Origin of the sequence: Bacillus sp. FSL W8-1127 (assembly GCF_038006725.1) — a bacterium.
GTDB classification, from domain to species: Bacteria; Bacillota; Bacilli; order Bacillales; family DSM-4216; genus Bacillus_O; species Bacillus_O smithii.
Window position 1 is genome coordinate 911648 of record NZ_JBBOVU010000001.1, and the last position, 22953, is coordinate 934600.

Genomic DNA, 22953 nt, shown 5'->3' on the forward strand with positions numbered 1-22953 from the left:
TGTAGAGAAGTATCTTTTTAAATACCAAAGCGTTTTTCTAATTCAATCAATTTGGCGGAAAGTTCAAGGAAGGATTCTCGATCTCTTGCATCCAATGTTTTGTCGATTTCTTCCATCAGCTGTTTCTTTTCCTTGTTCAACAAGATTTCATTCAAAAGCATATCGATGTAAACATCAATCATATTCTCGTGGCTGAGTGGCGCTCCATTCGACTTCATCATCTCGGTATAAGATCTTTTACTTTCCATTTCGCTCACCTCGAATGCCTTTTTTTTATTATATGGAATTTGAGACAAATATTCAACTGAAATTTTATAATTTTTTGAAAAATTTTACCTGAAAAATGAAAAATCGGTGTTTTTTGAAAAGGAATGAGACATTCATTTGAAAAGATGGTATGCTAATCAAAAAATGGAAAAAGAAGAAAGGAGAAAATGGCTATGGAAAAGGAAAAGAAAAACAAAATGATGTTAGAATACGAGATCAATCCCTTAACTATGATCATCCTTCCGGCAGAATATGGACAAAAAGTGTATTCCAAAATTATGGAAGTAGAGGATGAATATATTTCAACGATGAAGCCTTTCGATGTCGTCAAAAGAAGCTGCAAGTACTATGGAGCGTCTTATTCAGGCAGGAGAGAAGGGACCCGACAATTAATCGGCATTACCCATAAAGCTCCGATCATTGTGGACCCGTTTCATGCGATTTATTTGTTTCCTACATTGTCTCCTGCAAAAAGCGACTGCATATGGATCAACCACGAACATGTGGCGGCTTATGACCGAGCTGATGCCTATGAAACATCCGTCACCTTCAGCAATGGAAAATCACTTCGTCTCCCCATCTCTAGAAGCTCCTTTGAATCACAGTTTATGCGTACCGCCATGCTGAGAATTCGTTTTGAACAAAGAATGCAGCATATTGAAAAAAAATATGGGATGAATGCAGACAAAAGAATGGCGTTAGAAGGCTATCACCCTTATCATTTCAGGTAAAAGAAGTCCAGAGTGGAACACTTTGTTCTTTGCTCCATTAAAAGTAAAAGGCATGTGCTGACGGAAAGGTTTATTCCTCAAAGGTGGACGAGTGATCCATTGCGAAATGTAAAGGAATAGGCCTTTCTTGCCAGCATGATCTTTCTTAAACACGGATCTTCCCTTTATGCGAAATAAGAGTTTGTTTTTATCCGTTTGATGGATTGGCTGAATTAGATGGGTTATGATATCGTTCGAACAAGTAATATTTCATTAACTCTTCTACTTTATTGCGAAGTCTCGGATTAAAGTAATTATGATACTCTTCATAGCCGTTATATAAAAATACATACATCGTAAATAAATCATCTGATCGGACTTTTTCCGCTTTCATGCGGCGGTCCCGCATATATTTGCGGGTGTTCGCCAAATCTTTTTGTACCTCTTTTATCGTTTGGGCGATCCAATCTATATAAGGATTTCTCAGCTTAAAAGGGCTTTTTTCCACCACTTTTAGATCTCTATTTAAAACGGTTAAAAGCATAGGCAAATAAATAGCTTGTTCTAAAACATCACGGTCATCAGGAGGAATCCTTGTCATCTTTACTCTCCCCTAAAAGAACATTTGTTCGTATATATTTTACTGAGATGAAGCCATCATTTCAAGTATTCACGCCATGACTCTTTTCCATGCTTTTTAGGTGTAAATGTTTAAAATAAATGATCTCGTTATGATAAAATAATAAAGTCATCTTCTTTTTGTCCGGAAAATCTGCCGGATTTTTGATAATGAATGTGGAAAAATGATAGTGATAGGGGTTAACAGAGGATTGAATGAGAGGAAAAGGAATTAAATGGATTTTGAGACTCTGACAAATGGGTTTACACTTGAACACGTAATGGACTTAATCCGAAAATATCGTTCATTTGGGCCGATACCAGGAATTTTGCTTCCCATGATGGAGGCATTTTTTCCGTTTTTGCCTCTGTTTTTATTTGTAATGGCCAACGCCAACGCTTTTGGTCTCTGGTTAGGATTTTTGTTTTCCTGGGTTGGAGCTGTTGCCGGCGCTTTGCTTGTTTTTGGATTGATCAGGAAATTCGGGCAAAGAAGAATGCTTCGCTTTCTGAAAAATCATCCGAAGGTAAGCAAATTGATGAACTGGCTGGAAAGACATGGGTTTGGCCCGCTCTTTTTATTGATGTGCTTTCCGTTTACGCCGTCTGCTCTCATCAATATAGTGGCCGGGCTTTCCAATATAAAAAAATACCAGTATTTCATAGCTGTAGTGGCTGGTAAAATGGTGATGATATTCACGATCAGCTTCATTGGCCATGATGTCGTTTCCCTTATTAAAAAGCCGCTTCGGACCGTGATCGTGGTGATCGTGATTTTTATCCTTTGGCTTGCAGGGAAATGGCTGGAATTGCGATTGAATGAAAAAGAACACAAAAAGGGAAAGCAACCTGGTACATAAAAAAGAAAAAAGGACTGTTCTCCTGCTTGAAAACGGATTTCAGTGGAGGACGGTCCTTTTCGTCATTGCATAAATCGTGTTGGAAAAACCAAACTAATTCCTGATATTTGCTACATATCAGGAGGGATGCAGGTGGGGCAAATAAAGCTGACAATGCCAGAAAAAATAAGCCTGATTCTCAAAATGGTGATTGGATCAGCCGTTTCATGGGAATCGGCCATTTTATTTGGTTCAAAATATCCTTATTTAGGACCGATTTCACTCATTCTTTGTTTACAAACGACGATCATGAAAACGATCCAATTTGGAATCGCTCGAATCGTCGGAACGATCATCGGGGCAGCGTCTGTTTTCATTCTCGCATCTTCTTTGCATGCGAATGCCTGGTCATTGGCTATTGTCATGCTGGTCAGTCTTGTCACCCCTCTCCATTTAGGGGCTGATGGCATTATGCTGCACCAAATTGCACTAAGCGTACTGCTCGTTTTTGCATTTGAGCATAAGCTTGAGGGATATGGATTGGATCGAATCAGAGATTCCATCATTGGGGTAGCCGTGGCTCTGTTGCTGCAACAATTCTTCCATCCGCCTAATTTAACAAAAAAAGCAATGAAAGAAGTGGAAGAATTGCCTGAAATATTAGCGGATAAACTGAAATCCTTGGCAGTCTGGCTTGACGCAGGAGCCCTTTTCTTGTTGGAGTCTTCCCTCCGCAATTGGAATGACGGAAAAACAATAGCAAATATTGCATTTCATAAGAATTATGAGAACCTTTCAAATGAAAAATTTTACTTTCCGGCTATGTGGCATGCACAACATCTACTCTCTGTTCTGAAACAACACCCGCTTGCCGCCTCTCTTTGAATCGGCTGGATACATGCTTTGACAACGGCTTTTAATTTCTCAGTAAGGTTTAGCTTAAACTGCTGTTTCATGACTGTGGATCGTATAGTAGCATTTGATCATAATCCGGAGTATAAAATCTATGTTGGTAGGAACAGAGAGCAAAAATGCATTGATTTCGTTTGGCTATTTCATTATCACCCCTTCGTGATTCCTTCTTCCATCCACGATTTTAGTCGTCCGTAAAACCTCAGGATCCTGCAGGCTCCGTTTTTTTTTTGCAACCTCTTTTTGTACCAGTCATGCTGCAATATTCCCAGCAGCGCAAAAAATAACAAAATAACTGTATGCGTATGAGAATCGTTCTGTTTTTCCGCTCATAATAAGATCGGTTAGGACTCGAGATCACTTTTGCAAAGGTGATAGATAAATCTGCCATATTCAGCTGCGGTTCCCCTTTAATAAACTTTCCTTTTTGTCGAACCGGATAATTCTTTAAAAGTGAAATTTACGTGTTGAACAAGATTGTATTTGACAATACGAACGTATGTTTGTTATTCTGGTAACAATAGATGTTGGTACGAATGACAGGAATCAATGACCGGACAAAACAAAGAATTAGGTTATTTCAAAAAGAGATACGGCGTTTTTTTAATGTATTATAATGGGTATGACAGTCAAGGTACCATAAAACCGGAGAGGTGATCGCATGTCTGTTCGTTTTATTTTAGGACGTTCCGGAACCGGAAAAACGAAGTTCATAATAGATGAAATTACTCACCAATTAATCGAAAATCCATCTGGAAAGCCGATTATTTATATAGTCCCTGATCAAATGACTTTTTTATCCGAATATACGCTTGTGAATACTCCGGGATTGAACGGCATGATGCGTGCTCAAGTTTATAGTTTTTCGCGTCTTGCATGGAAAGTTCTTCAAGAAACGGGAGGATTCGCTCGGATTCACTTGTCTTCAGCCGGTTTAAATATGCTGATTCGAAAAATCATCGAAGAAAGAAAAGAGAATCTGCGGCTTTTTGCTAAAGCAGCAGACAAATCGGGGTTTATTCAGCATGTGGAAAAAGCGCTTATTGAACTGAAACGCTATTGCGTTGGCACTGATGAACTTGCGGCCAGGAGAACGGAGTTTGAGAAAAATGGAGAGGCCCAGCTTTTGATTGATAAATTGCACGATCTCCACTTGATTTACGAAGAGTTTGAAAATCATCTCGTTGACCGCTATATTGCATCGGAGGATTATTTTCAATTATTGGCGGAGTCCATCCAAAAGTCGGAGTATTTGCAAGACGCTCAAATTTATATCGATGGATTCCACAGTTTTACTCCCCAAGAATACTTGGTGATCTACGAATTGATGAAAGCTGCATCTCAAGTTTCGATTGCGCTGACACTGGACCGTCCTTATTCAGAAGAACTTCCGCGAGAAACGGATTTGTTCCGGATGACTGGCGAAACTTATGCTTCCTTGTGGAAAATGGCCCGCGATTCCGGGATATCGACAGAAAATATCATGATGACGGAGTTTGTTCGCAGCAAGGAACAGAGTCTTATTCATTTGGAACGCTTTTTTGACAAAAGGCCGGCCAAGCCGTTTATTGGGGAAGGCGCGCCCGTTGTTTTCGAGGCGGCGAACAGGAGAGCAGAGATTGAAGGAGTGGCAAGAGAAATCCGAAGACTTGTCCGTGAACATCATCATCGTTATAAAGAGATAGCAGTGTTGGTCAGAAACGGACAAGATTATCAGGAATTGATTGAAACTATTTTTTATGACTACGAGATTCCGTTTTTTATTGATCAAAAAAGAACCATGTTAAATCATCCTTTTATTGAATTGATTCGTTCCAGTCTTGAAATTTTAACTAGCTTTTGGCGTTATGAACCGGTTTTTCGCGCTGTCAAAACAGAGCTTCTTTATCCTTTCAAGATGAAAGCAGAGCAGATAAGGGAAAAAATAGACCGGTTTGAAAACTATTGTTTGGCTCACGGAGTGAAAGGGGAACTGTGGACAACAAAAAAACGCTGGGTTTACAGAAGATACAGAGGACTTGAGCTGACGGACGCACCGCAAACGGACGAGGAGCGGGCGATGGAGGAAGAAATAAACGAATTGCGGGATATGATTCGAACGCCTGTTTTACGGCTCGATCGACGGTTTCGTCAAGCGAAAAACGGAAGAGATTTTTGCGAGGCGCTTTATAAGTATTTTGAGGAACTGGATATTCCGGCGAAACTGGAAAGATTCAGTATGGAAGCTGAAGAAAACGGGGATTTACTGGCAGCTCGTGATCATGAACAAGCGTGGAATGCTATCATTGGATTGCTGGACGAGTTTGTAGAGATGCTTGGCGACCAGCCTTTTACGCTGAAGAAATTCGCAACGATCCTCGAAGCGGGCATTGAATCGATGCGATTTACCAATGTTCCACCATCTGCCGATCAAGTCATCATCGCCGATTTGGAATTGTCACGTCTTTCGGATATCAAGACCGCATTTATCGTCGGAGTGAACGATGGAGTTTTGCCGGCCAAAATGGCAGAGGAAGGTATTTTGACGGATGAAGAGAGGGAACGGATGGCTTCATTAGGGATGAAGCTTGCACCAACGAGCAAAACCAGGTTGCTGAATGAAGAGTTTATTGCTTACAAAGCGTTTACAACTCCATCTGAACAACTTTATCTATCTTACCCGATCGCTAATGAAGAAGGGAAAGCTTTGCTTCCTTCCCTCTACATCAAAAGAATGAAGGAAATATATCCGAATATAAAAGAACAGCTATTGTTGAACGATCCTTCCGAACTGGAGGAGCAGGATCAACTGTCTTACATTTCCCATCCGGGGACGGCTATTTCGTATTTAACGTCTCAAATTCAGCTTAAATTACGGAATTATCCAATGTATTCCATTTGGTGGGATGTCTACAATTTTTATATGAGCCACCAAGATTGGAAGTGGAAGGCAAGGAGAATTTTGTCCAGTTTGTTTTATCGAAATGAAGCGAAGAATTTAACAGAGGAAACAAGCAAAGAGCTTTACGGAGACCATATTTTGGCTAGCGTTTCGAGAATGGAGCTTTTCCATGGCTGTCCGTTTTCCCATTTTGCTCGATTCGGGCTCGGTCTTCGAGAACGAGAGGTGTTCCGTTTAGAAGCTCCCGATATCGGTGAGCTGTTCCACGGAGCGTTAAAATGGATGGCCGATGAAGTGAAAAAAAGAGGTCTCGGCTGGAAGACATTGACGAAAGATCAGTGTGCGCAATTGGCAAGAGAATCGATTCAATATTTGGCGCCAAAGCTGCAAAATCAAATTTTATTGAGTTCGAACCGCTATCATTATATTAAGAAAAAGCTTGAATCTATTATCAGCAAGGCTTCTTACATTTTAAGCGAACATTCACGGGCAAGCGGGTTTGAGCCAATCGGGCTGGAATTAGGATTTGGACCAAAAGCAGAACTTCCGCCTTTTACGTTCACTTTGAAAAACGGCATCAAAATGGAGCTGGCTGGAAGAATCGATCGTGTTGATAAAGCGGAAGAAAACAGTAGTGTATTTTTAAGGGTGATTGATTATAAATCCAGCAGCAAGGATCTTGATTTAACAGAAGTTTATTATGGTCTTGCTCTTCAAATGTTGACGTATTTAGATATTGTGTTGGCGAATTCGGAACAGTTGATAGGAACCCCTGCATTGCCTGCCGGAGTGTTGTATTTCCATGTCCATAATCCGATGCTGAAAACGAATAAAATGCTGACGATGGACGAGGTGGAAGAAGAAATTTTTAAACAATACAAAATGAAAGGACTTGTGCTAAGCGATCCGAACGTGGTCCGATTGATGGATCAAACTTTGGAAACGGGGGATTCGGCCATCATTTCCGCCGGACTGAAAAAAGACGGAACGCTTAACGCGCGTTCAAAAGCAGCTTCTGATAATGATTTTGAATCGCTGAGAAAATATGTACGGAAGTTCTATGAAAAGACCGGCAATGATATTGTCTCCGGGAAAATCGATATTGCCCCATACAAATATAAAAAGAAAACACCTTGCGAATTTTGTTCTTTCCGTTCACTGTGCCAGTTTGACCCAAGTTTTGAGGAAAATCGATATCGAATCATCATACCTCTAAAAGATGAAGATGTATTAAAGTTGATACGCGAAAGGGGCGAGCAATGATGGGCAAATATCCAATTCCGTTAAAACCGGATCATGTAAGTTGGACAGACGATCAATGGAAAGCGATCATGGCGGACGGACAAGATATATTAGTGGCCGCAGCGGCAGGCTCTGGAAAAACGGCTGTCTTGGTGGAACGGATTATCCAAAAAATCACCAGTCGCAAAAATCCGGTGGATGTGGATGAATTATTGGTGGTCACATTTACAAATGCTTCTGCTGCAGAAATGAAACATCGAATTGGACAGGCTTTAGAAGAAGCCGCCAATCAGCAGCCAAATTCAGAGCATTTGCGTAAACAATTAGGCCTTCTGAACCGAGCGTCCATTTCCACTCTTCATTCTTTTTGCTTAGAAGTGATTCAAAAATTTTACTATTTGATCGATATCGATCCGGCGTTTCGGATTGTTGAGAATATGGAAGGAACGCTTCTTCGAGAGGAAGCGCTCGATGAACTTTTTGAAGAAGAATACGGAAAAGAAGGAAACGATCGCTTTTACCAATTGGTTGAAACTTTTTCCAACGACCGTAGCGATGCAGAACTTCAGGATTTAGTGAATAAGTTGTATTTTTTTTCACAATCTCATCCGAATCCGGAATTATGGTTGGAACAGTTAGCCGATATGTATGATGTGAATGAAGAGGATTCCATAGATGAATTGCCGTTTTTAGGGGCACTGAAATTTGAAATTGGACTGCAGTTGGAAATTGCCTTCCAGCTCCTTCGCGAGGGATTAGAGCTGACGAAGAGGCCGGGTGGTCCGGCTCCTCGGGCGGAAAACTTTTTGATTGATCTGGAGATGGTCGAAAGCCTTTTAGCCGCAAAGGATTCTTGGCAAGATTTATACGAAAAGTTTCAAAACGTGACTTTTGATAGATTAAAAAGCTGCCGAGGATCAGAGTACGACAAAACCCTCGTGGATGAATCAAAAAACATACGGGATCAGGCGAAGAAAATCATACAAAAGATAAAAGACGACTATTTTTCAAGAAATCCTCGCTACTATTTACGGGATTTGAAAGAGATGAAAGACGTTGTCGAAACATTGGCTTATTTAGTAAAAGCGTTTATGAACCGCTACCAAGAAAAAAAGAGAGAAAAAGGGCTGGTCGATTTCTCCGACCTGGAACATTATTGCTTGGCGATTTTGACGGAATCGGAATCTAATGGCGAGCGAGTACCTTCGGAAGCCGCTTTGTATTATCAACATCGATTCAAAGAAGTATTGGTGGATGAATATCAAGATACGAATCTAGTTCAAGAAGCCATTCTTCAACTCGTTTCCAAGAGACCGGAGACAGACGGAAATTTGTTTATGGTTGGAGATGTGAAGCAGTCTATTTATCGTTTCCGACTGGCAGAACCAAATCTGTTCTTAGAGAAATACCGCCGGTTTACGGCAGACGGGGAAGGAAGCGGGCTAAAAATCGACCTTTCGAAAAATTTTCGCAGCCGGTATGAAGTCCTTGCAGGAACGAATTTTCTTTTTAAACAGATCATGGGTGCTAAAGTGGGAGAAATTGAATACGATGAACAGGCGGAACTTGTTAAAGGTTCATCTTATCCTGAAGAGGAAGAATATCCGGTAGAAGTGGTCTTGATGGACCAAGGAGAAAAACAGGAACGCGCTGTTTCGACCGAGGAATATGCGGATCAAGCTTTATTCGACGAAGAAGATTTGGAGCAATCGCAAATCGAGTCGCGATGGATGGCGGGGAAAATCCGGGAATTAATTTTGGAACGAAAACCTATTTTTGATCCGAAAACGCAAACTCATCGCCCGATCCAATACCGGGATATCGTTATTTTATTGCGGTCCATGACGTGGGCGCCAGAGATCATGGAAGAATTTAAAAAGGCCGGAATACCCGTTTATGCCGATTTGTCTACTGGATATTTCAATGCGACGGAAATCGCTATTATGATGTCTCTTTTAAAAGTCATCGACAATCCTTATCAAGATATACCTCTTGCTTCCGTTCTTCGCTCGCCGATCGTAAACTGTTCAGAAGATGAATTGGCAAAAATCCGCCTTCATTCTAAAAAAGGAAGCTATTATGATGCACTAAAAGCCTTTATTCAAGCGGTTCCGAAACCGTCTGAAGAAGAACTCCATGAAAAAGTGAGTTTATTTGCAAAAGAGCTTCCTAAATGGAGATCGAAGGCACGTACGGGAAGTCTTTCAGAACTGATCTGGCAGCTATATCGTGATACAGGATTTTATGAATTTGTGGGCGGGCTCCCTGGAGGCAAACAGCGGCAAGCCAATTTAAGGGCATTATACGATCGCGCTCGCCAATATGAAAGCACATCGTTTCGAGGGCTGTTCCGGTTTTTGCGCTTTATTGAACGGATGAATGAACGCGGGGACGATTTAGGAGCTGCACGAGCTCTTAGCGAACAAGAAGATGTCGTTCGACTTATGACGATACATGCAAGCAAAGGACTGGAATTTCCTGTCGTCTTTGTGGCCGGTCTTGGCAAACAGTTTAACTTCGAGGATCTTAAAAAATCGTATTTAATGGACAAAGAGTACGGTTTTGCCAGCAGCTATGTAAATGTTGAAAAAAGAATCAGTTATCCAACGATTATTCAAATGGCCTTTAAAAGAAAAAAAAGGTTGGAATCAATAGCTGAGGAAATGCGGGTGCTATATGTTGCCTTAACCCGTGCGAAAGAAAAGTTATATTTAATAGGAACGTTAAAAAATGCCGAAAAGGCCATATCTTCTTGGAAAAAGGCACTAAGCCGGCCAGACTGGTTATTGAGCGAATACGACAGGGCCAATGCCAATTGTTATTTGGATTGGATCGGTCCGGCGCTTGTCCGTCATAGAGACGCATGTTTACTTCATGAAGATGAAACGGACTCTCCTTCGGAAATACAAGAAATTTGGCATCATCCTTCAAAATGGTTGGTCCATCTTTACCATAAAGATGAGTTTAAAGAAACAGTAACGAACGAGAGTCAAGAAGAAAACGGATGGGCTGAACTGGTGGAAAAAGGAAAAATCGTTCCATTTGAATCTTCATTTCAAAAAGAGATTACAAAGCAATTGGAGTGGAAATATCCATTTGCTGATTCAGTGCGGCTTCGTTCTAAACAATCGGTTTCCGAACTGAAAAGATTATTTGAAATGCCTGACGAAACAGCTGGTACCGATCTTATTCGCCGACATGAAAAACCTATTTTTGAGCGGCCGAAGTTTATGCAAGAAAAAAAATTAACACCCGCTGAAATAGGAACGGCCATGCATGCTGTCATGCAGCATATTCCGCTAAGCGTTTTTCCAACGAAGGAATCGATCATTGAATTGGTTGCTCAGCTGCGACAGAAAGAATTGATTACCGCTGAACAAGCGGAAGCGATTCATATTGAAGAAATTCTAGGTTTCTTTGAAACTTCTGTCGGAAAACGCCTTATCCGCGCTGATCGAATTTGGCGAGAGGTGCCATTTAGTATGGCGATAGAAGCGAAGGAATTGAACGAAAAATGGAAGGATGTAGCGGATTCCGTTTTAGTTCAAGGCATCATTGATTGCTTATTCGAGGAGAATGGTCAGCTTGTTTTGTTGGATTATAAAACAGATCGAATGGACCGATTCGTAAAAGGCGGGAAGGATGTTGTTCAAGTATTGGAAAATCGCTATCGTATTCAAATAGCTTTATATACAAGAGCGGTGGAGCAAATTTTAAAGCGGCCGCTTTCTGAAGCCTATTTATACTTTTTTGACGGTGGCCGTCTTATAGAGATAAACGACCGATTATGAAAGGAACCACATCTGCTTCACGGATCATCAATAAGCCGGCTGAAAGCCGTAAAAAGAAGGGGCTTTTAGCCGGCTGTATCTTTATGATCAATTATTTCCAGCAAGAGGCTGGTCGAAGACACTTGTTGTTATAGTTGGATTCGTGCTGAGCCCTGAATAGGTCACGATAAATGGTCCGGTATTAAAACCGCCGGCGCCTGCCGACGTTCTTGAGGCTGATTTTGGCGAAATAAAAGCGGTATCGCCAAATTGCACCACTCCGTTGCTCACGTGTATGAATTGGGCAGATCCGATTACAGACGGCATATCAAACATCCTTTGGCATAAGATTTTTCGTCTCCATGTTTTTAACGTTTTCAATGTTTTCAATATGACGAATATGTTTTACTCTTGAATCAAAAACACCGTTAACTAGCGAACCAATTTGAATCACTGCAGACGCAGATGTTCCGATGATGGAAAGATTTCCAACATGGATGACGGGGTTTACATGGAACGTTTGGACTGAGTGTCCCGGTTCTCCAAGCTGAAAATGAAGAGGTTCCGAAAAAATCGGAAAAGATAAAAAAGGATATTCATCTAAAAAGAAAAATTGCTTTGTATGCTGAACGGCCAATACATTGGCTCTTGATGCGATATTTTCGACATCGCCGATATTGAAAACCGAACTGAAGAGAAGAGTCGTTAAATGAATATTGTCTACTACAGAAGATCGGACTGGCATAAGACGATTACCCCCTAGGTGAAAATGGAACAAAAGGTCCCACGATCAAAGCTTCCGGAGGGGTATCGAAAGCGGAAAACAGTTGGATTTGGTTCGCATCTCCAATTAATACAAGCGAAGAACTGGATACACCAGTAATTTTAATATTGGCAACTTTTAATTCATGATTGCTGACTTGGAGGTTCATTGAATGTTCCACCTTTCTGGTCAGGCATGGCAGTTAAAAAGCGGACAATAGCTTGTTGAATATCCAATTTTGTTTTTTCGAGCACCTCTTGTTGTATGAGAGAAGAGTCTTTATGACGGTGAGCGAGCTGTTGAATATAAAATTGTATACGTTCCGGCAATTGTTTAGCAAGATCGGTTTTGATGACTGAGTAAACGGAAGGCTCTACTTTTCGTTTTTGAAGAACTTCCTGATGGCGGAGCCAGTCCGGCAGTTCATTATTAATATATTCATTCATGGCAGCATACGTGTTTAAAAGCAGTTGGGCGTACTCAAGCGGAGGCAGGGCCGATTGGTCAGAAAAGGGAAGAGCCATATCAGCCATTTCTGCCGTATCTGCGGGATTCATACCAATATTCAACGTCCCTTCTAACGTATCGACTTTCAACTGATCAAATCGATATTCCATTTTTTCCACGTTCATAACCGGCTTCTTTTTCATGTCTTGCAATTGATCTTTAATGGATTGTATTTCCCGTTTCAGCACTTCAATTTTTTGATGCTGCTCTCCGATATATTGATATAATTGATGGAAAATAGAAGAGTAATTATACATTTTATCACCTCAACATTACGCAGTAGGCGGCTGCAGCGGGACAAGTATGGGCAATGAGGAATATGGTTTGTTGAGAATGTTTTGTGACAATTCGGGGGCCGGTTCTGTAAAACCGCCGGTATTATATAAATTGGCAATAGACCGACTGGAGCCGAGCGTACCGATTTGAAGTACGGATGAATTGGTCAGGCTGCCGATTTTGATCATACGAATTTGAATTGATTGTTGGACGTAAATATTCATAAAAAATCCCTCTTTAAAGGTTAAAGTTTATGCCTTGGTCGATTCCATCGTTGTCCAATGTGTTAGTGGCTGAATATTGGTTATAAATGGCCAAGCCGTCTCCGGTATTGAATGATCCGGCGCCGGAAAAGGTTTTCGTATTGGAAATGGGGCGAATTTGTATGACATCCCCGATATGAAAGACGCCACTCGAGCTGACATTTATCACTTGAACGGCACCCACATAAGCTGGCATCGCCGTTCACATCCTTTTTTGAGAGTCTTGATTCTGATCATAAGTTCACCGTTTGATTATCAATAGACTATTCGAATTTGATGGCTGTTATTGTCTGAATCAAGGATTCAGCATCTGGCTAAGCTGCGCGTTCTGCTTTATTATATGTGGGGGTCGGGAAGATGTGATACATAAGCCTATAGAAAAAATAACTGGTCGGATTGCCTGAATGTTTGAAAATGATGATTTGGAGGAATGGTAATGGGGGAGGAAAATAGAACGCCGCTTCATCCCAATAAGCGGATATTGTCGCTGGATGTCATGAGAGGGATATCGCTGCTTGGCATTTTCTTAGTCAACATGATTTCATTTCATTCTCCTTATCTTTATTATGATCCTTATCATTGGTGGAATAGCCCGAGCGATTATGCCCATTATGCGTGGATCGATGTTTTGGTCCAAGCGAGTTTTTATCCGTTGTTTGCCATGCTGTTCGGATACAGCATGTCTTTGCAGCAAGAAAGATTGAAACAGAACTTTTTTTTGCTGGAGTCAAAACGTCTGTTGGTGCTGATGGTGGCAGGAATTCTTCATATCGTATTTATTTGGTCTGGAGATATCTTATTGAATTATTCGGTATGCGGCTTTCTTTTGCTTTTGTTTATGAAAGGACGAGGACGTACCTTAATCATATTTGGCAGCGTATTATATCTTATTCCGCATTTATTCTTAAGCATTCTATTGATTATGACATCGATCATAAATCCTGAAAGCACTGCTTTTTGGTCGGATATGAACGGCATTCAACATTCTATTCAAGCATACAGTACCGGTTCTTTTTGGAGTATTACGAAGCAGCGTCTCGTTGATTGGTATTCTGTCAACGGCTCGACTCATTTTTTTTCGGTGCTTTTGTCTATTTTTCCTATGTTTTTGATAGGGGCGGGGGCCGGAAAACTTCATTTGGTTGAATCGATTGAAAAGCATAAAAAGCTCAATCTTACTTTGCTGCTTATGTTCATGGCAGCAGGAATCTTCTTGAAATTGCTTCCGTTCTTTTTTGGTCAGAACATGGCTTATCAATATGTGCAAGATTCGCTTGGCGGACCGTTGCTTTCCGTTGCTTATGCATTAGCTGTCATGATCATTGTCCGCAATCCATACGGCCAGAAATACAGCAAATGGATCGCACAGGCGGGAAGAATGTCGTTGACGAATTATTTATTTCAATCTTTGATAGGGTCTTTGCTTTTTTACCATTATGGATTAGCTTTATATGGTAAAATGGATTTAATCACCGGCTCGTGGCTGGCATTTACCCTTTATCTCATCCAATTGATTTTATCGGAAATGTGGCTCTCCAAATTTCAACAAGGGCCTTTGGAAAACGTGTGGAAAATGCTGGTCTACGGCAGAAAAACAGCATGACGGGGAAAATAGATGGGGGTGAAGGACATGAAATGGGTCAGTTTCCGTACGGGGAAATATGATGGCTATGGCGTTTACGATGAACAAAAACAATTGATTTTGGACGTAAAAAAAATGGATGAACAAAGAAACGGCTATTCCGATCTTCCTGAACAGCTTGTAGAGGCGTTAGGATTAGGAGATCTCTTCTTGCAAAAAGTACATACTCTATTAAACTGGGAACAGGGTCAACGCAACCGTCCGTGGGCGTTCAAATGGGAAGATGTGGAACTGTTGGCACCCATTCCGCGGCCATTAAAAAATGTGATTTGCATTGGAAAAAACTATCGAGATCATGCGGTGGAATTGGGTGGAAAAGATGGGGTGCCTGAACATCTGATCGTTTTTTCGAAAGCACCGACAACCGTCACTGGCCATTTGCATCCGATTCCTGCTTATACGGATGTGACGGAAGCCCTTGATTATGAAGGTGAATTGGCCGTTATTATTGGAAAAAAAGGAAAAGGAATTCAAAAAGAAGAAGCTTTAGATTATGTCTTCGGGTATACCATCATTAATGACGTGACGGCAAGGGATTTGCAAAAGCGTCATGTACAATATTTTCTGGGAAAAAGCCTTGACTGTTCATGCCCGATGGGACCTTGGATTGTCACGAAAGACGAGGTGCCGGATCCAGGCAATTTGGGCATAGAAACAAGAGTGAATGGAGAAGTGAGGCAAATGTCTAATACACGACATTTTATTTTCTCGATTGAAGAAATAATAGAAACCCTTTCTAAAGGGATGACATTGGAACCCGGAGATGTGATCGCGACGGGAACTCCTGCTGGTGTAGGCCTTGGTTTTCAACCTCCGAAACTCTTAAAGGCCGGAGACGTTGTTGAAATTACCATTGAAGGCATCGGAACACTGCGAAACCAAGTGCAGTAATAGGGAATTTGAAGTAGCCGACGAACATTTAACCGATTACGGCGACGGTGATTAGGAAAAGTCTGCTTTGGCAAATGGTGTTGCCGACGAATTCCACTGGGTGAACGGTGTTTCAAGCTTCTAAAATCCATATGAATGGAAAGAACGTTTTGAAAATGATTAGCCTTTTAAGGATGAAAGAAAAAGAGGGAGGAAACATCTTCATGGAAAGTGTTCTTTTTTATAATACCCATTTGCATATTACGACGTGGGTCATCGCCATTATATTGTTTCTCGTTGCTCTTGGACTGTCGAGAGGTCAAAACAAAAAAAGTTTGAATATAACGCATATGATCTTGCGCTTATTTTATGTATTTGTCTTTCTGACAGGTTTGTTCCTGTTTATGAAGAATCATGCCATCAATGAAATGCTGTACGGAATAAAACTGTTGGTTGGATTGATCGTGATTGGTATGATGGAAATGACATTGGTTCGTTTAAAAAAAGGAAAGAGTGCAACGGTTTATTGGATCATTCTGATTTTGGCTTTTATTGCCGTATTTTATATTGGATTTAAGCTTCCGCTTGGCTTTCATTTCTTCGCTTAAAAAAGAGCGGATGGATCTTTTCAAACGATGTCCGGCCACTTTTAGAAAAGAGAATATTTGCTTTTTGAAAGTTTGCGTTAAAGAGATCCGATTTTGAAATAACGGCATTTATGTTGTAAAGATGGAGATGGACAAGTTAAGTAAGGCGAAGTTTCCATCTCTTTTTTAGCGTATGTAAACGGAATAACGAAGTTTGAAAGAAAAAAATCCCGTTTTCGTAATGATTCCGGGATTTTTTTATTCCAGTTTTTCTAAAATAATTCTTTTTCCGGTATTGATTGTTAATTCAAATCGATCGCTTCTTTTTTCCATATAGCTGAAATGATGGTGCACGGAGCATATTTGGTCACCGTTATCGAAAATGATAAAATTCGTTCCTTGACGAATGTCATTCCGATTTAAAAAGGACAAGTGATTATGGCAATAAATACAGTCATAAATGGAAAACTGCATGCTGTTCAATCCGGAAAGGAAGTGCAAAAAGGCGTCATCGTTTAATTCATCCAACAGCAATTCCAACGAATAGACTAGACTTTTTTTTATCCTCAGCTGATCGGAATCATGCAGCATAATCAGCTTCGATTCAGTTTGAACGGCACCGTCACCGGTAAGAATTCCATGGATCCATTGTTGTTGGCGGTAAAGCTGCACTTCTTTTTGTTCAAACAAATCTAAATTGATGGCTTCATCACTTTCGTCATCAAAAAAGATCCATTCTTGACGTATATATTCCACCACTCCTTGTTGATAAGACCGGATTTGTTGTTCCAACAACTGATTCCTGTCCCACTTTCCCATTGATGATTCTCCTGTCGTATTAAACGGATATTTTCATTTATTGACAATTTCCTACCTTTTCATTCATGGAAAAGGACAATGAACATATAACGGGTCCTTTGAATAGAATGATTAGGCAAATATCCATTCTATTTTTTCAAAGGAGGCACTCAACTATGTGCGGGATAACAGGATGGGCAGATTTCAAAAAAAATTTAAGGCCTTTTACGGAACAAATCGTGAATATGACAGAAACATTGCAAAATCGCGGACCTGATCAGACGAATTATTTTCAGCAGGATCATCTATTGTTTGGCCATAAACGGTTGATTGTGGTGGATCCTGATGGTGGCAGGCAGCCCATGACGAAAACACACAACGAAAGAACGTACACGATCATCTACAATGGCGAGTTATATAATACGGAAGATATCAGAAAAGTTCTTTTATCAAAAGGATATGCATTTCAAGGCCACTCTGACACAGAGGTATTACTTACTTCTTTCGTAGAATGGAAAGAAGATTGTTTGGAATACTTAAATGGGATTTTTGCTTTTGCCATATGGGATCATGAGAAGGAGAAGCTGTTTCTTGCGAGGGATCGTGTCGGTGTTAAGCCGCTCTTTTATACTTTAATCGGATCAAGCTTCGTTTTTGGTTCGGAGATAAAAGCGATTTTAGCCCATTCGGATACGAGAGCGGAAATTGACAGAGAAGGATTGGCGGAAGTGATGGGTCTTGGTCCTGCACGAATTCCCGGGTCAGGTGTCTTCCGAAACATAAAAGAATTAAAGCCGGGGCACGCTTTGGCTTTCTCAAAAGAAGGGCTGAACATTTGGCGATATTGGAACGTGAAAAGCGACATTCACCAAGATTCAATGGAAGAAACGATTGAAAAAGTACGCTTCCTCGTTCAAGATGCGGTCACTCGCCAACTCGTATCGGACGTACCGCTTTGTACGTTTTTATCAGGGGGAGTCGATTCCAGCGCCATCACGGCCATTGCTTCACGCTCGTTTAAGGAAAAACGGAAAGGCACTCTTCACACTTATTCCATCGATTATGAAGAGAATGACCAATTTTTTCAAGCCAATGATTTTCAGCCTAATGCAGACGGTCCATGGATTAAACTAGTTTCCGACCATTTAGGGACGATTCACCATAATTGCGTCATCTCACAGGAAACGTTGAAAAATTATTTGCCGGCTGCCGTTCATGCTAGAGATCTTCCGGGAATGGCAGATGTTGATTCTTCTTTGTTATGGTTTTCACAAGAAATTAAAAAAAGTTTTGTCGTCGGGTTATCAGGGGAATGCGCAGACGAAATTTTCGGAGGATATCCTTGGTTTCATCGATCGGACGATTTTAATCGCGAAGGTTTCCCGTGGATGAGAGCAACGAATGAAAGAGAACAGCTGTTAAATGATGAATGGAGGAAAAAATTAAACTTAAAAGAATTTGTGCTCCATCAATATCGAGAAGCGGTGAAAGAGGTTCCTGTTTTAGAAGGGGAAAATTCGATTGATGCGAGAAGAAGGGAATTGTTTTATTTGAATTTGACTTGGTTTATGCCGGTACTTTTGGACAGAAAAGACCGGATGAGTATGGGAGCCAGTCTGGAAGTAAGGGTTCCATACGCTGATCATCGCTTGGTGGAATATGTTTGGAATATTCCGTGGGAAATGAAAATGTACGGCAACAGGGAAAAAGGATTACTTCGTAAAGCGTTGGAAGGGATTTTACCTGAAGAAGTGCTCTATCGTAAAAAGAGCCCGTATCCTAAAACCCATCATCCCGTTTATACAAAAATTGTAAAAGAATGGGTTTCTCAACTGTTGGAGGACCGGTCGAGCATTTTGCATGAACTGTTGGATAAAAAAACATTGGAAGAACTGGTTGAAACAGAAGGAAGGGCTTTTCAAGTGCCATGGTACGGCCAATTAATGACAGGGCCTCAGCTTTTGGCGCATCTCGGTCAAATTCATGTTTGGTTTCAAGATTATCATATTCAAATTGTAGATCGATAACAAAAAATAGAGGGGGCCCGGCTCAGGCAGGCTCCCTTCAATATATTTAGCATCCAAAATAAGAAAGGATCTATATGAAGATCGGTATGATGAATAAAAGCCTTCGACTAGTGCTCTCTAAATTAAAAAATTCAGTTTATGCTGCAAATGATATTGGAGCGAAATCCTTTGGCAACAACGGTTGAAAGAGATTCCTGATTCATGCGGTATTCATTCATTTTTTGGCATCGTTTTTTAGAACGATGTTCAATGGATCAGATGACTTTGTTTGACTTTTTGAACAAAGACTTTGCTTAATCGGTATAGAGGAGCTTTCAATGTCATTCCGAATACGAACATCATCAAACCGTAAATGGACAAGATGAATAGATCCTTTCTTACGATATCCGGCAGCATCCCGCCAACGGATTCCCGCAATAAGCTGATAGCATAAGTAAAAGGCAAAAATGGATGGATCTTTTGAAAAAAAGGCGGGGCAACTTGAATGGGAAACGTTCCGCCTGATGCAGAAATTTGAAAAACAAGCAATATGATTCCTAATGCCTTCCCGACATTGCCAAACATTGAGACCAATGTATAGACGATGAAAATAAAAATTGAGGCGATGAATACACTGAACAGTACGAACATCGTTTTTTCTTTCACAAAAACGTGGAGAATATATAAATCTCCGATTGATACAACGAGGGATTGCAGCAAGGCAATCGTCCAAAAGGTAAGCAAGCGGCCAAAATATACTTGCCAGCTTTTATAGTTTTCGCTGCTGGTAACATCAACGGATAATAACGATATTAACAGCATGGCCCCTACCCAAAATGATAACACTGTATAAAAGGGGGACATGCCGGATCCGTAATTAGGAATAGGAAAGAGGGGATGTTCTTCCAACAGCACCGGTTTCTTGAAAAAATCACTTTCTTTTTCCACATCATTTTTTAACAGCTGAATGATTTGATGGATATTATGTTTTTGCTCAAAATCCCGTATTCTGTTTGCCATTTCTCTTATCTTTCGTTCAGACTCGGGCAAGTGTGTTTGGGCGAAGGAGATCTCTTCTATCCCAAAATGAATCCCCTTCGAAGCATCGGCTACTATTTTATAGGCATCCGGCAAGCTTGCGTTGGCTTCTTTCAATAACTGGCCGGCATATTGATTGTCCCTGATCGCACGAGAAATAGCGTTTCGAACAGCGGGAACTACGACAGAATCATAGTTCGCCATTAAGTTGGATAAAGTATCAGAAGACTGTTGAGAGAGCTCATCAAGACGCGATAACAGATCAGATCCAGGATTTTCTCCTCTTTTGACTAGATCCAACGCTTCATTGCTTAGACGAATTTCGGTTTGAAACTGACTCTTGACTTGTTGGAGTTTATTGATTATTGGATTCAGTTCTTGCGAATGGCCAAGGTGATTCATGTTTTCCATTACATTTGTCAAACTGTCGATTAAATCGATGCCTCGTTCTAAACGATGCTGTAATTGATCGGCATCCGACTGCAACTTTGAAAGGGAAATGGGCTGGTTTTGAAGTGTGTCGTAAACATCATGCAACGTCATAGCTGTTTGCTCTAGCGTGATCAAATCCTGCTTTATGGTTGGTTCGGATTTCTTTAAAGTGTTTCTAGTAGTTATGAGAAAGGTTGACAGTCCGTTAGAAAACTGCATTCCATCTTTGGTCAACACGGAAACAACCGGCAATGCATTTTGAGCTTTTCGGACAATCGATTGTGCTTTTACGGCATCTTCATAAGCTGTATCCACCGCTTGATGAATTTCCGGAAGCTTTGCTTCTAAGAAAAAAAGAAAATGCTTTAAATGTTCTATTGTACCTAATTCCCTCTCCAATTCTATGCCTAATTGATTAAAAACGGTGAAAAGGGCTTTGCTGGATGTTTTGATAAATTCTTCATTTATATTTTCGACGATCGTGCTTGCTCCCGTTTTCGTCATTTTCGGGGCAATTGCATTCAATTTTTCATTGACCGTAAACTTGATCACGGGTTTTTCGGGTGTTTCCTTTAAAATCGACGTGAGTTTATCGGAAAAATCTTGAGGAATGATAAGGCTGGCATAATAATGGCCTGTTTTTACCCCTTGTAAAGCTTCCTCTTCATCGACAAATCTCCATCCTAAAGCTTGATTTTTTTTCAGTGATTGGACTACTTCATTTCCAACGTTCAAATAGCGACCTTGTAATGTGGTGCCTTTGTCATTATTGGTTATCGCAACCGCAATCCCTTTTGTATGGCCATACGGATCCCAAGACGCCTTAATGTTGAACCAAGCATAAAAAGAAGGAAGAATGATAAGAGCCAAAATGATCACAGAAGCAGCCCAGTTTTTCACAATATTTTTAATATCCATGCTGTATATTTGTATGACTTTATTCATCTAACTTCACCAACTGAGAAGGAATATGAACCATCTTTTTTATGTAGGATGGCTGATCGGGTGAATACTTATGCTTTAAACGGCTGAATTTCTTTTAATTATTAACTCAACTTTCGCACACAGAAATATTTAAGCATTGCTTGATATAATTAGGTATAGTGGCCAACCATTTATTCATTTGATTTTTAAAGATGTCCATGTTCAAAGAAACCTCGGCTTCCGCCAAAGTTTGGAAAAGGTCAATAAGTGATTGAAGGGCAGTAATAAAATCTATGTCTTTTACATCTTCGCAAAGGATGTAAAAAAGGTTGCCAATCGTCTTAGGATCCTCCTCTTTTCGCATTTGCCAAGCAATGAGAATATATCGTGTAAAAACAATGGTTGTATGGCTAATTAACATGTCGTAGGAACGTCCCTGGAATTCTTTCTCTAAATTTAAAAGGGATTTATTGCATTTGAAGAAGACTTCAATGTCCCAACGCATGCCGTAAATACGAATGATCTCTTCATTTTCTAATGTTGTATCTGTGCTGAGAATGGCAAGCCATTCGCTCCGTTTATTACGGTTTCGTACAAATAGAATTTTTACTGGAATTCCATTGTCTAAAGTAGCATAAACGGATCCGCGAATGTCTTTTTTACCCATGTGAGGTTTTGCCAATTTGTAAAGTTGATTCAGTGTGAAACGTTCACCATTGTAAACGTATCGCTGCTTTAATTGCTTCACCAAGCCAATGACAAATAACCCTTTGTTCGTAATCTTCTCAATTAAAGGCGCTTGTGTAAACCAGGAATCCATGAGAACATAGTCAGCTATAATCCCTTTTTCAAGCGCATGATCAAGTAAAGCTGAAGCCACGTCCGGTTTTGATTTCAGAGCTTCCTGGCGACGCTTATAGCCAGATGTTCGTTTATCAATATTGGTATTGATTTCTTGCAGGCGATTTTCCTTTTTCGGTGAACTTAGAAGAGCAAAATCAACGGGAATAAAAGTAAAACTATCGGTCCAGCCAAGGGTAAGCATTTGAAACCCTTTCAAGTACTGATGGGTAGAGTGATCAAAAACCTTAGCCAACAGTTCAACCGACTTACTACGGTTTCTTGAAAAGACAGAATCATCAATCACAAAAGCTGTGACACGATCTTTTGAAGTTAATGGTTGAAGCAGACGGATCATTTCACTGCTTAATGAAAGCAGAAACTTTCTCCAATGATAGGTTGGTGTATTTAAAAAGCGATAGACTGTATCCTTTCCGGGCAGATCCTGAGATCGTTTACTCATAAAAGCACGAAACCAGTTCTTATATTGGAAGACTAAAAGAAAAATCAGTTTGAAAACAGTAAGACAAGAATACCCGGAAAGTTTCGTAATATTCGCTTTTCTTAAATGATATCCAATATTTAATTCGGAAAATCCTTGTTTAATTTCTTTTGGTAATTGCGCAAAGTAGTCTTTATTCGTTATCATAGTGGTGACACCTTTCTTTTGGATTTGGTTTCGTCACCAATATTTTACCAAAAGAATAGGTGTCTTTCTTTATGTTTTAAAAAATGTCAAATGATAATTTTGTACTTCCCAAAACCATT

The 22953-nt window shown here is 40.4% G+C and carries 20 protein-coding genes; 9 read left to right on the plus strand and 11 right to left on the minus strand.

Annotated elements, in window-relative coordinates; genetic code table 11:
- Nucleotides 1-17: 17 nt before the first annotated feature.
- The gene (locus NST12_RS04345; protein ID WP_048622847.1) at nucleotides 18-248 is read right to left on the minus strand and encodes an IDEAL domain-containing protein; all 231 of its coding nucleotides are present in this window, start codon (nucleotides 246-248) and stop codon (nucleotides 18-20) included.
- Nucleotides 249-440: 192 nt separating this feature from the next.
- Here NST12_RS04345 and NST12_RS04350 point away from each other — a divergent pair, with 192 nt between their 5' ends.
- Nucleotides 441-998 carry a competence protein ComK gene (locus NST12_RS04350; RefSeq protein ID WP_048622848.1) on the plus strand — a complete coding sequence of 186 codons (558 nt, stop codon included), beginning with the start codon at nucleotides 441-443 and terminating at the stop codon, nucleotides 996-998.
- 187 nt (nucleotides 999-1185) lie between these two features.
- Here NST12_RS04350 and NST12_RS04355 read toward each other — a convergent pair whose 3' ends face one another.
- A complete protein-coding gene (locus NST12_RS04355) occupies nucleotides 1186-1578 on the minus strand; it encodes a hypothetical protein (RefSeq protein ID WP_048622849.1) in 393 nt (130 codons plus the stop codon).
- A 253-nt stretch (nucleotides 1579-1831) separates the two neighbouring features.
- On the opposite strand from NST12_RS04355, the gene NST12_RS04360 reads away from it, so the two are divergent.
- From NST12_RS04360 to addA, 4 genes are all read left to right on the plus strand, one after another.
- Nucleotides 1832-2455: a TVP38/TMEM64 family protein gene (locus tag NST12_RS04360; protein WP_003353731.1), complete on the plus strand. Its 624-nt coding sequence runs from the start codon at nucleotides 1832-1834 to the stop codon at nucleotides 2453-2455.
- A gap of 132 nt (nucleotides 2456-2587) precedes the next feature.
- The gene (locus NST12_RS04365) at nucleotides 2588-3319 is read left to right on the plus strand and encodes an FUSC family protein (protein ID WP_341100381.1); all 732 of its coding nucleotides are present in this window, start codon (nucleotides 2588-2590) and stop codon (nucleotides 3317-3319) included.
- A gap of 688 nt (nucleotides 3320-4007) precedes the next feature.
- The gene (gene addB, locus NST12_RS04370) at nucleotides 4008-7490 is read left to right on the plus strand and encodes a helicase-exonuclease AddAB subunit AddB (RefSeq protein ID WP_341100383.1); all 3483 of its coding nucleotides are present in this window, start codon (nucleotides 4008-4010) and stop codon (nucleotides 7488-7490) included.
- Nucleotides 7490-11260 carry a helicase-exonuclease AddAB subunit AddA gene (gene addA, locus NST12_RS04375; RefSeq protein ID WP_048622852.1) on the plus strand — a complete coding sequence of 1257 codons (3771 nt, stop codon included), beginning with the start codon at nucleotides 7490-7492 and terminating at the stop codon, nucleotides 11258-11260. The genes addB and addA overlap by 1 nt, the downstream gene beginning before the upstream one ends.
- An 87-nt stretch (nucleotides 11261-11347) precedes the next feature.
- On the opposite strand, the gene NST12_RS04380 is transcribed toward addA, so the two are convergent.
- From NST12_RS04380 to NST12_RS04405, 6 genes are read right to left on the minus strand one after another with little or no spacing between them, the layout of a single operon-like run.
- On the minus strand, nucleotides 11348-11566 hold the full coding sequence (locus NST12_RS04380; protein ID WP_003353726.1) for a spore germination protein: 219 nt from the start codon (nucleotides 11564-11566) through the stop codon (nucleotides 11348-11350).
- Between the two features lies 1 nt (nucleotide 11567).
- Entirely contained in the window at nucleotides 11568-11984 is a 417-nt protein-coding gene (locus tag NST12_RS04385) for a spore germination protein GerPE (RefSeq protein WP_048622853.1), read from the minus strand.
- Nucleotides 11985-11991: 7 nt separating this feature from the next.
- Nucleotides 11992-12171, minus strand: coding sequence for a hypothetical protein (locus tag NST12_RS04390; protein ID WP_003353724.1), 180 nt, complete (start codon nucleotides 12169-12171; stop codon nucleotides 11992-11994).
- Nucleotides 12146-12766, minus strand: a complete 621-nt coding sequence (gerPC, locus tag NST12_RS04395; protein ID WP_048622854.1) for a spore germination protein GerPC — start codon at nucleotides 12764-12766, stop codon at nucleotides 12146-12148. The genes NST12_RS04390 and gerPC overlap by 26 nt, the downstream gene beginning before the upstream one ends.
- Before the next feature lie 15 nt (nucleotides 12767-12781).
- Nucleotides 12782-13009: a spore germination protein GerPB gene (locus tag NST12_RS04400; protein WP_048622855.1), complete on the minus strand. Its 228-nt coding sequence runs from the start codon at nucleotides 13007-13009 to the stop codon at nucleotides 12782-12784.
- Between the two features lie 13 nt (nucleotides 13010-13022).
- Nucleotides 13023-13244 carry a spore germination protein gene (locus NST12_RS04405; RefSeq protein ID WP_003353720.1) on the minus strand — a complete coding sequence of 74 codons (222 nt, stop codon included), beginning with the start codon at nucleotides 13242-13244 and terminating at the stop codon, nucleotides 13023-13025.
- Between the two features lie 240 nt (nucleotides 13245-13484).
- Here NST12_RS04405 and NST12_RS04410 point away from each other — a divergent pair, with 240 nt between their 5' ends.
- The 3 genes from NST12_RS04410 (at nucleotide 13485) to NST12_RS04420 (ending at nucleotide 16168) form a co-directional block, all read left to right on the plus strand.
- The gene (locus NST12_RS04410) at nucleotides 13485-14651 is read left to right on the plus strand and encodes a DUF418 domain-containing protein (protein ID WP_341028706.1); all 1167 of its coding nucleotides are present in this window, start codon (nucleotides 13485-13487) and stop codon (nucleotides 14649-14651) included.
- Nucleotides 14652-14678: 27 nt separating this feature from the next.
- Nucleotides 14679-15581: a fumarylacetoacetate hydrolase family protein gene (locus NST12_RS04415; RefSeq protein ID WP_341028708.1), complete on the plus strand. Its 903-nt coding sequence runs from the start codon at nucleotides 14679-14681 to the stop codon at nucleotides 15579-15581.
- Between the two features lie 203 nt (nucleotides 15582-15784).
- The gene (locus NST12_RS04420; protein WP_048624391.1) at nucleotides 15785-16168 is read left to right on the plus strand and encodes a YisL family protein; all 384 of its coding nucleotides are present in this window, start codon (nucleotides 15785-15787) and stop codon (nucleotides 16166-16168) included.
- Between the two features lie 237 nt (nucleotides 16169-16405).
- Here the strand turns inward: NST12_RS04420 and NST12_RS04425 are convergent, their stop codons facing one another.
- Nucleotides 16406-16966 carry a DUF2777 family protein gene (locus NST12_RS04425; RefSeq protein ID WP_341100387.1) on the minus strand — a complete coding sequence of 187 codons (561 nt, stop codon included), beginning with the start codon at nucleotides 16964-16966 and terminating at the stop codon, nucleotides 16406-16408.
- 155 nt (nucleotides 16967-17121) lie between these two features.
- Here NST12_RS04425 and asnB point away from each other — a divergent pair, with 155 nt between their 5' ends.
- Nucleotides 17122-18972, plus strand: a complete 1851-nt coding sequence (gene asnB / locus NST12_RS04430) for an asparagine synthase (glutamine-hydrolyzing) (RefSeq protein WP_048622859.1) — start codon at nucleotides 17122-17124, stop codon at nucleotides 18970-18972.
- Nucleotides 18973-19218: 246 nt separating this feature from the next.
- On the opposite strand, the gene NST12_RS04435 is transcribed toward asnB, so the two are convergent.
- Both NST12_RS04435 and NST12_RS04440 read right to left on the minus strand, forming a co-directional pair.
- The gene (locus tag NST12_RS04435; RefSeq protein ID WP_048622860.1) at nucleotides 19219-21366 is read right to left on the minus strand and encodes a YhgE/Pip domain-containing protein; all 2148 of its coding nucleotides are present in this window, start codon (nucleotides 21364-21366) and stop codon (nucleotides 19219-19221) included.
- A gap of 106 nt (nucleotides 21367-21472) precedes the next feature.
- Nucleotides 21473-22834 carry an IS4 family transposase gene (locus tag NST12_RS04440; protein ID WP_087960047.1) on the minus strand — a complete coding sequence of 454 codons (1362 nt, stop codon included), beginning with the start codon at nucleotides 22832-22834 and terminating at the stop codon, nucleotides 21473-21475.
- Nucleotides 22835-22953 lie beyond the last annotated feature (119 nt).

Excerpts from the sequence above, each read along its gene's own strand:
- NST12_RS04345 (WP_048622847.1), bottom strand. The coding sequence starts at position 248 with ATGGAAAGTAAAAGATCTTATACCGAGATGATGAAGTCGAATGGAGCG.
- NST12_RS04350 (WP_048622848.1), top strand. The coding sequence starts at position 441 with ATGGAAAAGGAAAAGAAAAACAAAATGATGTTAGAATACGAGATCAAT.
- NST12_RS04355 (WP_048622849.1), bottom strand. The coding sequence starts at position 1,578 with ATGACAAGGATTCCTCCTGATGACCGTGATGTTTTAGAACAAGCTATT.
- NST12_RS04360 (WP_003353731.1), top strand. The coding sequence starts at position 1,832 with ATGGATTTTGAGACTCTGACAAATGGGTTTACACTTGAACACGTAATG.
- addB (WP_341100383.1), top strand. The coding sequence starts at position 4,008 with ATGTCTGTTCGTTTTATTTTAGGACGTTCCGGAACCGGAAAAACGAAG.
- addA (WP_048622852.1), top strand. The coding sequence starts at position 7,490 with ATGGGCAAATATCCAATTCCGTTAAAACCGGATCATGTAAGTTGGACA.
- NST12_RS04380 (WP_003353726.1), bottom strand. The coding sequence starts at position 11,566 with ATGCCGTCTGTAATCGGATCTGCCCAATTCATACACGTGAGCAACGGA.
- NST12_RS04385 (WP_048622853.1), bottom strand. The coding sequence starts at position 11,984 with ATGCCAGTCCGATCTTCTGTAGTAGACAATATTCATTTAACGACTCTT.
- NST12_RS04390 (WP_003353724.1), bottom strand. The coding sequence starts at position 12,171 with ATGAACCTCCAAGTCAGCAATCATGAATTAAAAGTTGCCAATATTAAA.
- gerPC (WP_048622854.1), bottom strand. The coding sequence starts at position 12,766 with ATGTATAATTACTCTTCTATTTTCCATCAATTATATCAATATATCGGA.
- NST12_RS04400 (WP_048622855.1), bottom strand. The coding sequence starts at position 13,009 with ATGAATATTTACGTCCAACAATCAATTCAAATTCGTATGATCAAAATC.
- NST12_RS04405 (WP_003353720.1), bottom strand. The coding sequence starts at position 13,244 with ATGCCAGCTTATGTGGGTGCCGTTCAAGTGATAAATGTCAGCTCGAGT.
- NST12_RS04410 (WP_341028706.1), top strand. The coding sequence starts at position 13,485 with ATGGGGGAGGAAAATAGAACGCCGCTTCATCCCAATAAGCGGATATTG.
- NST12_RS04415 (WP_341028708.1), top strand. The coding sequence starts at position 14,679 with ATGAAATGGGTCAGTTTCCGTACGGGGAAATATGATGGCTATGGCGTT.
- NST12_RS04420 (WP_048624391.1), top strand. The coding sequence starts at position 15,785 with ATGGAAAGTGTTCTTTTTTATAATACCCATTTGCATATTACGACGTGG.
- NST12_RS04425 (WP_341100387.1), bottom strand. The coding sequence starts at position 16,966 with ATGGGAAAGTGGGACAGGAATCAGTTGTTGGAACAACAAATCCGGTCT.
- asnB (WP_048622859.1), top strand. The coding sequence starts at position 17,122 with ATGTGCGGGATAACAGGATGGGCAGATTTCAAAAAAAATTTAAGGCCT.
- NST12_RS04435 (WP_048622860.1), bottom strand. The coding sequence starts at position 21,366 with ATGAATAAAGTCATACAAATATACAGCATGGATATTAAAAATATTGTG.
- NST12_RS04440 (WP_087960047.1), bottom strand. The coding sequence starts at position 22,834 with ATGATAACGAATAAAGACTACTTTGCGCAATTACCAAAAGAAATTAAA.